We start from the raw sequence: 12,182 nt of genomic DNA, 5'->3' as shown, positions 1-12,182 counted from the left end.
TACCTAGTCAAATGCTGAAAACTCAAAAGATAAGGTAACGTCCTGTTGTGTTGTGACATGTAAAAAGTCGAGCCCATGAATGGCATTGCTTTGCCAAACGTTATCGGACAACGAGATATCTTTTTGCCATGATATAAGGGCTAAGTCATCTAAGATGAGCGTTGCTTCGCCATCATCTGGCGGCGAATGTACAACGGCTAATTTAACTGCACGAGCGGGTAGCTGCTCAGGGCCAAGCGTATTTGTATCGTCAGGTAGTGAAAAGCTATATTCAAACTTGCGCCAATTATATTCCCCAGGCTCAGCAAGGCGAATGGTTTGCTCTGAGAAGTGCAGGTTGTCTTCCGATGTCGTGATGGAGAGTTCAACATCCAGTGCACCGGCGTTCATTCCTTTATTGTATCCATAAAGGCTCATGTCATGATATGCCAGCAATGTAGATTCATTGGGGGTAATTGGCATAGTGCGAATCGTATGTTTAAAGGGCATACGTAAAGGCCTATTGTCGAACTGGGTACGAACTAGGCACATGGCTTGTTTGCCACTGCGTGCGCCAGTTAAGCATGGAGTGATATTTTCGCTGTCATTTTCCCAACGAGAAACCTCACCAAATGTGTCATCGTTATCCCAATCTTCAAAGTCACCAAATAACATCAAGTCTCTACCTAATTTTAGTACTGCAGAACCGCTGGATGATACCTTAGTCAAAAAGGCATTACTCGGTACAAACTCTCTTAAATCAACAATATGCTGACCTGCGCTGAGTGAGATCTGAGCGGTTTCTACAAGATTTGGTGTACGGCTATTATAAAAGTCGATTTCCGCATAACCAGTACGAGGAATGACTGAAACACCGCCTTGAGAGAACTCACCAAGTCGTCTCATGAGGTAGTCACTTAAAAAACCAGTGACTAATTTAGGTCGATAGTCTTCTAGGTAAATAGGGTAAGCCCGAGCGCGTGTGGTTTTGGGGGTTGCATTTGGCATTACCTCCAATGTTACAGCGACACCGAGCAAGGTTTCGATCCGGTTCTGTTCAAATACAAAGTTACCTAATCCGAGTAACACGGGGGTGTCGTTTTGCAGGCTGAAACCTTGTGCAACGTGAGGATGGTGCGCAATCAGTAAGTCAGGTTTTAGCTCACTGAGTAAATTAAATCGATTACTAATGTAACGCGTGGGTGCATATGAGTATTCGTCACCGCCATGTAGCTGTGCAATGGCATAATCACTTTGTGCGATTGCTTGCTCTACGGCCGAAGTCGCTTGCTGGCTTTGGGTGAGATCTGCTGCACCGCCTTTTTGCTCCTCGGCAATATAATTAATGGGGTTGTCATCACCAGTAATGGATGTTGCAGAGACGAGCCCAAGTGAAAACCCGTTTACCGAGGTAATTAAGGGGGCATAAGCTTCAGTGTTGTTGTTGCCTACGCCACTGTACAGTAAGCCAGCCTCTGATACATATTTGATGGTATCTGCTAAGCCAGGCTGCAAATAATCATAAACGTGATTGTTACCTAAAGCGACATAATCGACGCCAATTTCTGTGAGCCCTTGCAATGTTTCAGGCAAGGAGAAAAAAGCAAACTCTTTGGTTGGGTGAACACTGGTGGGAGTATCTAGAATTGGGGTCTCTAGGTTAACTGATGAAAAATCTGCATGTTCAACTAAGGGCTTAATATATTGCGTGATCTCAATGGCATTTTGAGCCGCTGTGCTCGCGCGAATGAGTGCGCCTTCAACATCTGGTACCGAATTGCCCATAGTGGTTAAACTTGGGTCCATATAGCGTCTACCAAACATGGTATCACCTGCAAAAAATAAGGTGATTGCGCCCTCGGGTTTGGCGACTAAGCGCAAATTGAGCTGTGTATTGGCACTGGATACCTGTACTGTGGTGAGTAAAGGCTCAAACCCTTCTTTGAAAACCGAAATACTGTAATTACCGGGTTTTAAAGTGGGTATAGAAATAACACCGCTGCTATTGGATTGGTAGGTATTGCCTGCAATAACGACTGTCGCATCGGTGACATTATTATTTGACGCATCAGCAATGTTGATCTGCCATTGCAGCGATTCGTTTTGCTGTTTGTCTTGCTCGGTTTGTTCAGCTTGCTGAGATTCGGTTGGCCCCGTCTCATAAGGGTCTTCAACGGAGCAAGCGCTAAGAAAAATGGATGTTAGAACTACAGCTAGTTTTTTTGCTTTCATTGGCTCTCCCACCATTTATATTAACATTATTTAATTATTTAGTATTATAAAGTGTGTGCTGAACGACTTGCAATCATTTATTCTGAATTAAACATCTTAAATATCATGTGTTTATTATAGGTCATTATTATTAATTATGACTTAGAAAATATCTGTCCAAAAATGTTTACAATTTGCTAGGCTGAAGACTATTCTTAGAGTATGATCCGGCCAGAGGTAAAAAACCGTTTTGAGGAACAGATGCGTTTAGAGATTCATTGCGCCGACCGTATTGGTATTGCACAAGAAATACTCAATATATTGGTTAACTATCGAGTTGATTTAAAGGGGATTGAAGTTGACTCGGTAAATTGCCGTATGTATGTGAGCTTTCCCCCCATTGAGTTTGAACAGTTTCAGAAAATCATGCCTGAAATTCGATTAATTGATGGTGTTGAAGATGTTCGCACTACGGCGTTTTTGCCTTCTGAGCGTGAGCATAATGAACTCAATACGTTATTAAGTGCTTTACCTGACGGGGTCATTTCTATTGATGCAAAAGGTGGCGTGAGGCATTGTAATGATGCTGCATGTAGAGACTTAAACTTATCACTCGATGAAGTGATTGGCACCAGCATCAACTTGCTATTGAAAGGTTTTAACTTTACGCGTTGGTTAGAAGGTAGTGAAGTGTTGGGACAAACAACACGTGTAGAAGTTGCTGGAGAAGATTTTATTGCAGACATACTGCCTATTTCTGTGCCTCAGGCTACTGAGGGAGATGTTTTGGCTGGTGCGGTCATCAATATTAAGTCTCAAAGCCGTTTAGGCCAGCAAGTAAGCGCGTTTAGACGTTATGGACAGGAAAGTTTTGCAACCATACATAACCAAAGCACTGCGATGCGACGTGTGGTGCGTGAAGCGCGCAAAATGGCGCAGTTAGAGGCGCCTATCTTAATTACTGGCGAGACAGGAACCGGAAAAGAGTTACTAGCAAGAGCATGTCACTATGCATCAAACCGCTCGTTAAAACCTTTCATTGCTTTGTCTTGTGCGTCATTGCCTGATGATGTTGCTGAGTCTGAACTGTTCGGCTACGCAAGCTTTGATGAGCAAGTACCGTCAAAACGCGGTGTTTTAGAACAAGCGGATGGTGGTACCGTGTTTCTTGATGAAGTCGGTGAAATGTCTGAACAGTTACAGACAAAGTTACTGCGTTTTTTACAAGATGGCACCTTTAGAAAGGTGGGCGACGAAAACGAAGTTAAAGTGAATGTTCGCATAATAGCCGCGACTCAAAAAGACTTGCCTGCCATGGTACAAGAAGGCGGATTTAGAGAAGATCTCTACTATCGCATCAATGTTTTAACCTTAGAAATAGCACCACTGAGAGATCGCAAAGCGGATGTTAAGCCATTGGCAGAGCATTTTATTCAAAAATATGCACAGCAAAATGGTCAAGCAGTTCCTTCTTTACACCCTGAGTGCCTTGAGTTTTTAGAGCAATACCCGTGGCCTGGTAACGTACGCCAGCTGGAAAATGCTATCTATCGCGCAGTGTCCTTATTAGATGATAAAGAGCTTCGTATTGAAAATATGCAATTGCCAACCTTTACACATGACTTAGGTTATTTGGAATCGGACTTTGAAGGCACGCTTGAGCAAGCCGTTAAACGTTTTGAAGCAACGTTATTGAGAAAGCTTTATCCTGCTTATCCAAGCTCAAGACAGTTAGCGAAGCGCTTAGGTCTGAGCCATACTGCGGTAGCAAACAAGCTACGCGAATATGGCATCAATAGAAAAACTGTTAAGGTATAAAGTGTTTTCTGGGCGCCTACTTCTTGGTGCCCATACTTCTCGTGACGCCTTCCAAGCGAACATGTTTGACACCAGAATCATCAAAATGCACGTCAATACTGACATTATTTCTACTTAAAAAGTAATCAACATTATTGAGCGTAAGCACATAATTCCCTTTCACTGGGGTTTTAAACTCTTTCTTTGCTAGCTCTAGTTTATTTTTACCAATTTGCCATTGAAAGGCTTCAATATAGCCAGCGTTAAACTCTTGGATCCAAACTCTAGAATCGTCTTTACTTAAGGTCAAAGCAATAGAGTACGACTCAGGAAGTTGAGACATTGAATAGGCTTTTTTGCCAATACGGAATTTTTTGTCTGATGCTTGCCAGCCAAAACCAAAGTCAAAATCTTTTGTGATGCCAGTTGGGTAAGTAACAACCCCTTTCCCGGACAAGTCAAAGTTAGCAAGTACATGATCACTGAAACTCAGCGCTGTGATGAATAAGCCAAGTTTGAATATATTATTCATAAATAAACACTTATCTTGAAGATAAAGAAAACTTAATTCAGTTTATAACATAAAGCAAGTTGCTCAAAATTTAACAAGTCATTAAATATATAACTGAACACGCTTGTTGCAATTAAAGGCTATGATACACTGGCAAGACAAATTACTGGTTAGACCAATTGGAACATGAATTTATATTTTCGCTTATTGCTTCTGTTTTGGAAAATTAAACAAAATAAAACTTATGAAGGGATGTTGGATCCAACAAGCATTGACTTTAGAGCCTTACCAACGGACTGTGATATCAATCTACACCTAACAAATTCACGTTATTTGGCAATGATGGACATTGCTAGAACTTGGATGACCGAGCGAGTAGGCTTGCTCAATAAAATCCTCAAAAGAAAATGGTTTCCTATCGTAAATGCCACAGCGATCACTTATATTCGCGACATTAAACCTATGCAAAAGTTTTCAGTGACGACGCGCGTGGTAGGTTGGGATCATAAGTACTTTTATATAGAGCAAAAGTTTCATTCTGAAAAAGGCTTACATGCTATTGCTTACGTCAGAGGCGTATTTAAAAGTCGAAAAGGTATCGTTGCGGTTGAAGATTTATTAGACCTTGCAGAGTTTAAAGGGGAACAGCCTGAGCTGCCCAACGAAATTGTGCATTGGAAAGAAATGCTGGAACAGAAAAAAGCAAACAATAAAAAGGCCACATAAGTGGCCAAGATTGAGAAATCTATTTCGAATATTAGAACTTGTACTTAGCACCAATCATCGCTACAAATGGGTCAATTTCAACATCAGAAGTAAGCGCTTGGCTACCATTTGCATAAACGGTTGCATCTGTGTCGATATCCATTTTCGACACCATCACATGCAAGCCCCATTTGTCATTGATTTCATAATTCAAACCTAGCTGTAATGCTAATCCAAATGAACTATCTAAGTCGACTTTTACATCATCTGTACCTAGCGTCTGCTTTAATGCTGCACTCGGTTCTTCATCGAAGAAGACTGTATAGTTTAAACCCGCACCAATGAATGGACGTAATTTGGCACTCTTGTCAAAGAAGTGGTACTGCGCTAAAAGTGTCGGTGGCAAGTGTTTAATCTTAGCAATGTCATTCCCTGCTAAGCCTCCTTCGCCTTGCACAGTATGAGAAAATGGCGTTGCTGCGACTAATTCAAATACGATGTTATCATTGTAGTGGTAGTCGAATGTGATACCTAATTGTGTGTCAGAATCTGCTGATAGCCCCAGAGCTCTATTTTCATTAATCGCTGATGCTGTATCAATTGGGTTTACATGAATCGCACCTACGTTAACGCTAAATTGTGCATGAGCGAGTGGTGCTGTTACTAATAAAGTTGAAATTAAAGCAGCTGTTAGTTTATTCATTTTCATCTCCTGAACCTATACCAGTTGGTTCTCTTTAATGGCTCTATAGTAAGGGCTCCGACAATTAAAAAACTGTTCTAGATCAAATTTGACTTTTCATCTTTCAGAAATATTTGAAAGTTTGATTTGGGATAAGTTTTTATAGCGTTTTGTGTTGAAAATTTGCTGTATTTTTTCGCTGTGTAATCTAAGAGTCGTTTTTGGGCGTGGGTGATTAGTAATAAATGTGCAATTTACTCGACATAAATTGGACACTTTTAGCACGTTTAATGAAGAAAATAGTTTTTTGGTGATGAAGCATGCCACAACCTCTTCAAACGGGCGTTCAAACTATCCCTTCAGTTATAGAGCACTTACAACATTTGATTAGAGCCCGTTCAATTACGCCTTGTGATGCAGGGACCATCGCATTTTTACAAAAGCAATTACACAAATGTGATTTTGAGGTGGACCTGATTGAATCTAATGGGGTAAAAAATTTAATTGCCTATAAGCATTTTGGCGATGGGCCCGTTTTGGCTTATTCCGGGCATGTGGATGTTGTCCCTGCTACATCTGAAGGCTGGGCGGTTGACCCATTTTCGGCTGAGATTGTGGATGATATTATTTATGGTCGAGGCGCTGCAGATATGAAGGGCTCGGTGGCGGCCATGCTCAATGCAACCATAGATTTTTGTCAATCAAGCAATAAAAAAATTGGTTCATTTTATTGGCTGATCACATCAGATGAAGAAGGTGAAGCAACTGATGGCTCTGTCCTTATTGCAGAGTATTTAAAGCAAAAAGGGGTGGTATTGGATGCTTGTTTGGTTGGTGAGCCAACGTCGCATAAACTAGTAGGGGATACCATAAAAAATGGTCGAAGAGGCGCAATTTCCGGCCGATTTATTATAAATGGCAAAGCAGGTCATGTTGCCTATCCTGAATTTACAGTCAATGCAGCGCATATTGCAGGTGAGTTGGTAACCCAGTTATCACACTTAAACTGGTCTTTGGATGAACCTGGTTCTAAAACGACGCTTCAGGTAACAGGGGTAACGGTGCCTGATATCGTTGATAATTTGGTCCCCGCAGCATGCGAGGTGACATTTAATGTGAGATATAGTCACAGCTATAAAAGTGGTGATATTTGTCAGAGGCTGACTGCGCTTGTTGAGTGTTTTGACGCTGATATTGATATTTCTTGGGAGCGCCCTTGCGAGTCATTTTATACTGGCAAAAAGCAAAATAATTGCTTTTTATCTTTAATAGAAAACGTCATTGCTGAAGAGTTGGGACAATACCCTGCGCTTAGCACCGCTGGTGGCACATCAGATGGCCGCTTTTTTGCTAATGAGCATACACAAGTAGTGGAATGTGGCGTAAAAAATGAATCAATACATCAAGTTAATGAACATATTTCTATCACTGATTTACTCTCAATTGAGCAAATATATAAGCGGGTCTTGTATGCTTATTTTAGTGAGTAACTGCGTATTTGTTTATAAAGAAAGTGAATGCACTGATATTTATACGATACTCACCATAGCATAATGAGAACTATTATCTGTATTGTACGAAGAAGTCACTGTGCCTTGTGGTTATTTTTCCGTGAGAAAAGAGTTGTTCTAAAAATATAAATAACGCAACTTTTTTATCGTGTTATCGGCATTATCGAATTGAGTAATTATCATCGCTAATTTTTAGGTAAATTCTTTCGACCTATTATATCCTACTTATACCTCAGTACACTGTGGCGATGTGTCATATAGGAAGCTTAATTTTGCATGATATTGCTTTTCTTCTTGTTGACATGTAATTGGGTAAAGTACTTACACAGCCAGCAACGCCATTTTGCGTAAAAGCTTGGTGTAATTGGTTTTAATGTTTACTTGTTGTATGAGAAATGCTCAGGTATGATCTGGAATTGAATTCGGCACAAATGCGCAATAAAGATAATAAGTAATGAAAAAAATAACGTCAGTGCTGCTTGCAATGTGTATGGCTGTTGCAAGTAAAGCACATGCTGAGCCTTGGTATGATGAAGATGACTTTGAATGGCAGTTAAGTGTAGGTGCTTTTTATGTCAATACTAAACTACCAAAGCTAATTGGCGCCAAAAATGAATTTTCTTCCCTCTCTCCTTTGATAGATGCCAAAATCCAATACAAACAATTCTATCTGAATACACATTCGGGAGATTTTTTTGGTGGTTCCGATTTAGGCTATCAGTTGATTCAAGAGGAGGATTGGGGGTTAGATGCGATTTTTGGCAATTATCAAATCCCATTCTCAGATACAGGTTATTATTCAAACGAAGATGATAGAGTTGAAGAGTTAAAAACGATTAATCGCCGTAAAGTAGACCAGTCCATAGGTCTTGCTTATTATCGAAACATTGGAGAGTTTTTAGCCGTTGCTGAATTAGTCTATGATGTGTTTGGTGACTCGAATGGATGGGTTTTTCATATCGAAGCGACGCGTAATTTTGAGTTACGCAATTGGGATCTTTGGCTGAACTTTGGCGCTAACTATTACTCTCAAAATTTCAACAACTACTTTTATGGTGTATCGCCTTCAGAAGTAAATGATTATTTGTATGGTTTTACTGCCGGAGATGGCGCGACAGCATTTGTTCAAACTCAAGTTAATTATCCTATCGCGCAGGATTGGGTTTACAGTGCAGGCGCTTCAATTTTGGTTGGCTCAGGCGGTGTGAAAAGTAGTCCACTGATTGATTCAAACTATGCTCGAGTATTTTTTACTGGAGTGAAGTATGTATTTTAGATTTGCTTGGGTAATTATGGTTTTGGTTAGTGCTTTGTCAACTGAGTCAATGGCTAACGAAACGCGTAAAGGAATATTAAATGCATCACCAACTAAATGTGTTGCGCTGAACCAAGGACGTACCTGCTACGCTGACGTGGTATTTGATATATCAGCACCAGCCGCGGGGGATTATTGCCTTAGAGAAAGCGAATCTAAACGCATTTTACAATGTTGGGCTAATACTGATAGCTTTACATACACATTGAATTTTGGGTCTGTAGAGAGTGTGAGCTATGAGTTAATAGCTAAAGCACATAGTGATGTTTTAGCAGTGACCACAATTGAGGTAAATTGGGTACACAAGGTACGCACTAAGAAAAGACGCTGGCGTCTTTTCTAGTCTGAAAAGCGGTGGCCATGCGTTATATATGTCCACCGTTGTATTTAATTACACTGCTCTATTAGTCCACGTAAGTGGGTGCCGATGTCTTCAGTTTTTGTTTGACCTTGTTCTAGTAATGTTGCGAACTGTGTTTGAAGCTCAGCTAAGTCATAAGTTTGCAATAGAGTTTTCAGATAGGTCACTGTCTCGGCGCCAGCTTTTAACAACTCCGGTATACTTTCCAAGCTGATCTCTTGTTCTGTTAAACTGGCAATTGAATTTGCTAATTCCGCGACGCTTGCCCCATCTTGTAGTGCACCTTCTACTTCAACCAAGGCACCCATCGGGTCACCATCAAGTTTGCTCGCTACACAGCTGGCCATAGTACCTGCTTGTGCGCTTTGTGCCATGGCTTCGAGTCCTTGCTCTCGGATCTGCTCGATAACAGCTTGAAGCTCTTGGTTTTCCGACAAATACTGCGCTTCTATTTGGGCTTTAGAGTTTTCAAATACATCACATCCAGTGGTAAAAAATACACTCAAACCCATTAAAACAGCGATACGTTTCATAAACTCACCTAATTATCCTAATTTAGGTCCAGTCTACTCATTCATGCTTTGATTGTCATCATAACTTCAGGAATGGCCGATTTGCTTTTGTTGTCTAATTTGATCTAAGTAAACAATATTTGACATGCCAAATAGCTCCGCCTTCAGCACATTTGCAACGATATGCAAAGCGCGTTTCCAGGCATTTCTGACTGCGAGTGTAAATTGCTTACCAAGGTGCACTTTGAGGGTATCTAAAAAGCAATTACACAAAATTCTGATATCACATGCGGATGGTCGCAGTGATTTTATTGTGGCGATATTTTCTGTGATATATCGGCACAGTTCTTTTTGGTTTGCCATTCTTATCAAGCTTTGTTGGATAAAAGCTCGTAACTGATATTCGATTGTCAGAATTTGTGATTCGGCATTGGGTATGACCATCGACATGGGATGCATCTTTAGGCGGTGGTTGAAACTGACACAAAAGCAGTGAAAGTTAGGTTTAATAGTCGCAAATGACTGACTTAGCAGTTGATATTGATAGGGTGAAATACTCATAATCGCTCCAATTACGATTAGAGCGGATCCATGCTCAAGTTTTTAATCAAATCTGCTTTGTCATCACTCAACTGATACAACAAACAAAACAAATTAAACTTGGGTAATTACTCATAGTGCGGCTTCGATTTTGTTTAAAAAGCACACTTTTCTTAAGTATAGCCACGAGACTTTTATGATTGCAAACTTATTTATCACTAATGCAGAAATGAAAACAACTCATTTCTGCACTACTTACTAATTTTACTTGATAGGAGACAATAGTTTAGGATCAGTAACTAGCTGTCTAATACCATGTGCGTGATCTTCTTCAAAGACGTTATCTTCACACCACTCGGCTAAACTGTTGATGTCAATTTTAGCGCAAGCTGGGCGGACGCTCCAAGTCACTTGTAGAGGAGAGCATTGCTTGTCGTTGTAGCTTGGTCCAGTTGTAGAACCTAAAAACTCTACCGGCTTACCTGTTGTATTTGGGATATGCTTTGGTTGGTGATAACCATTAACGATATTTCCGTCATAGCTTAAATCATTAAAATCAAGCGCATTTTCATCGTTCACGACCAAGAACACTTGCGTTTCTACACGTAGATCTGGGTTTGCACATTGCTCATTAAGGCATGAACCTAAGCCTTTGCCTGGTTTGACATCACATGAGCTATGCACCCAATGTACTTCGATAGTGTCACCAGGTTTGACGTTTTTACATACTTTGCCTTTTGGTGCTTTTAGTTCAGCAGGTGTAAGGCTAGAGGTCGCATTACACTGATAGCCACCGTATTTTCCATCGCCCGCAAATACTGAAAAGTCTTTTGCTTTGTGTTCTGCATTTTTATGAAAGTGAATATTACACAGATTCATTTGTGATGAAGGGGGAGCGAGACTGAAGATGCGCTTATTTTCACCTGCTAGGTTATCAATGTCGCGTGGGGTTTGCGGGCCAGCTTTTGCACATGAGTTTGCTGTAGCGACACCACTAAAGATTAATGTCGAAAGTGCAGCGATTGTTGCCTGAAATGACCTTTTATTCATTTTATTGTCTCCTAATTGTAAGAAATGTGAAGTATAGAGAAAACTAAAATAGGTACAAGCGCTATATGTTAATGATTGTTAAAGAACAAATCGGTAATTGAGCTGTATTTGAACGGCTGGGTAATTTATCTAGTTAGTGGTTGCGTATTAATGGAACAATCTCTATAATACACGCCAATTGAGCAGCTTATTGCTGCATGTGGACGCGGGATGGAGCAGCCTGGTAGCTCGTCGGGCTCATAACCCGAAGGTCGTCGGTTCAAATCCGGCTCCCGCAACCAATATTAAGAAGTTTCTAAATTTCTTAAAGGTCGCGCATTCATGGTAATGCGCGTTTTGCGTTTAAGCGCAGCTTAATTTAGGCTGGTACAGCCCGCAACCAAGCACGGCCTTTGGCCACACAGTTTGTTTTTGGTGTGACGCCCCGCTTGGTTCGGGGCGTTGTTGTGTCTGGTGCTAGATATTAGCAATGTAGGCCCAAGAACATGCAGCTGAATTGATGGGGCCATGAGCCCTTTTTTTGTTTGTATGGAGGTAATTTGTGTCAAAACTCGAGCAAGATTTAACCGTAATGCTAGAGCCCGCTGTTGAAGCGTGTGGTTTTGAGTTACTCGGTCTAGAGTTTGTACAAGCAGGTCGTCATTCTACACTTAGAGTGTACATTGAACATGAGAATGGCATTAATGTTGACGATTGTGCAGAAGTAAGTCGCCAAATTAGCGCGATTATGGATGTAGAAGATCCCATTACAAATGAATATAACTTAGAAGTGTCTTCACCGGGTGTGGATAGACCATTATTCAAACAAGCTCACTATGAGGACGCGCAAGGTGAAGAGGTGCGTTTGCGCACTAAACTTCCACAAGATGGTCGTCGCAACTTTAAAGGCGACCTAGTAGCAGTTAAAGGCGATATGATTACGCTAACTGTCGACGGACATGAGCATCACATTATGCTTAGCAACGTCGAGAGAGCTAATATCATCGCCAAATTTTAAGATTAAGTGCG

The 12,182-nt window shown here is 40.9% G+C and carries 12 protein-coding genes and 1 tRNA gene; 7 read left to right on the top strand and 6 right to left on the bottom strand.

Annotation, left to right across the window (positions count from 1 at the left end; all coding sequences use genetic code 11):
- Positions 1–3: 3 nt before the first annotated feature.
- Entirely contained in the window at positions 4–2,211 is a 2,208-nt protein-coding gene (locus tag AC2CZC_RS00175) for a CapA family protein (RefSeq protein WP_484583380.1), read from the bottom strand.
- A 240-nt stretch (positions 2,212–2,451) separates the two neighbouring features.
- Between AC2CZC_RS00175 and tyrR the strand changes: the two genes are divergently transcribed.
- A complete protein-coding gene (tyrR, locus tag AC2CZC_RS00170) occupies positions 2,452–4,008 on the top strand; it encodes a transcriptional regulator TyrR (RefSeq protein WP_063361768.1) in 1,557 nt (518 codons plus the stop codon).
- 16 nt (positions 4,009–4,024) lie between these two features.
- On the opposite strand, the gene AC2CZC_RS00165 is transcribed toward tyrR, so the two are convergent.
- A complete protein-coding gene (locus AC2CZC_RS00165) occupies positions 4,025–4,519 on the bottom strand; it encodes a hypothetical protein (RefSeq protein ID WP_063361767.1) in 495 nt (164 codons plus the stop codon).
- Positions 4,520–4,684: 165 nt separating this feature from the next.
- Here AC2CZC_RS00165 and AC2CZC_RS00160 point away from each other — a divergent pair, with 165 nt between their 5' ends.
- Complete coding sequence (locus AC2CZC_RS00160) at positions 4,685–5,224, top strand: thioesterase family protein (protein ID WP_484583379.1); 540 nt, start codon at positions 4,685–4,687, stop codon at positions 5,222–5,224.
- 31 nt (positions 5,225–5,255) lie between these two features.
- Here AC2CZC_RS00160 and AC2CZC_RS00155 read toward each other — a convergent pair whose 3' ends face one another.
- Positions 5,256–5,906 (bottom strand): OmpW/AlkL family protein, encoded by a 651-nt coding sequence (locus tag AC2CZC_RS00155; RefSeq protein ID WP_081216446.1) that lies wholly within the window; start codon positions 5,904–5,906, stop codon positions 5,256–5,258.
- A gap of 299 nt (positions 5,907–6,205) precedes the next feature.
- Between AC2CZC_RS00155 and dapE the strand changes: the two genes are divergently transcribed.
- The 3 genes from dapE (at position 6,206) to AC2CZC_RS00140 (ending at position 9,054) form a co-directional block, all read left to right on the top strand.
- A complete protein-coding gene (dapE, locus tag AC2CZC_RS00150) occupies positions 6,206–7,375 on the top strand; it encodes a succinyl-diaminopimelate desuccinylase (protein ID WP_484583378.1) in 1,170 nt (389 codons plus the stop codon).
- A gap of 475 nt (positions 7,376–7,850) precedes the next feature.
- Positions 7,851–8,672: a MipA/OmpV family protein gene (locus tag AC2CZC_RS00145; protein ID WP_063361763.1), complete on the top strand. Its 822-nt coding sequence runs from the start codon at positions 7,851–7,853 to the stop codon at positions 8,670–8,672.
- Complete coding sequence (locus AC2CZC_RS00140) at positions 8,662–9,054, top strand: DUF3019 domain-containing protein (protein WP_484583377.1); 393 nt, start codon at positions 8,662–8,664, stop codon at positions 9,052–9,054. Before AC2CZC_RS00145 ends, AC2CZC_RS00140 begins: the two co-directional genes overlap by 11 nt.
- Before the next feature lie 44 nt (positions 9,055–9,098).
- On the opposite strand, the gene AC2CZC_RS00135 is transcribed toward AC2CZC_RS00140, so the two are convergent.
- The 3 genes from AC2CZC_RS00135 to AC2CZC_RS00125 form a co-directional block, all read right to left on the bottom strand.
- Positions 9,099–9,605 carry a hypothetical protein gene (locus tag AC2CZC_RS00135; protein ID WP_063361761.1) on the bottom strand — a complete coding sequence of 169 codons (507 nt, stop codon included), beginning with the start codon at positions 9,603–9,605 and terminating at the stop codon, positions 9,099–9,101.
- 66 nt (positions 9,606–9,671) lie between these two features.
- Entirely contained in the window at positions 9,672–10,145 is a 474-nt protein-coding gene (locus AC2CZC_RS00130) for a globin (RefSeq protein ID WP_063361760.1), read from the bottom strand.
- A 243-nt stretch (positions 10,146–10,388) separates the two neighbouring features.
- Complete coding sequence (locus tag AC2CZC_RS00125) at positions 10,389–11,174, bottom strand: delta-class carbonic anhydrase (RefSeq protein ID WP_484583376.1); 786 nt, start codon at positions 11,172–11,174, stop codon at positions 10,389–10,391.
- Between the two features lie 204 nt (positions 11,175–11,378).
- Here AC2CZC_RS00125 and AC2CZC_RS00120 point away from each other — a divergent pair.
- Both AC2CZC_RS00120 and rimP read left to right on the top strand, forming a co-directional pair.
- Positions 11,379–11,455, top strand: a tRNA-Met gene (locus tag AC2CZC_RS00120).
- Between the two features lie 260 nt (positions 11,456–11,715).
- Entirely contained in the window at positions 11,716–12,171 is a 456-nt protein-coding gene (rimP, locus tag AC2CZC_RS00115) for a ribosome maturation factor RimP (protein WP_063361758.1), read from the top strand.
- The last annotated feature ends 11 nt before the right edge of the window (positions 12,172–12,182 follow it).

The sequence above is a fragment of the Pseudoalteromonas sp. MMG033 genome, from assembly GCF_057197785.1.
Note: the sequence above shows the minus strand (reverse complement) of the source record. Positions and strands in the feature narration are given on the sequence as shown.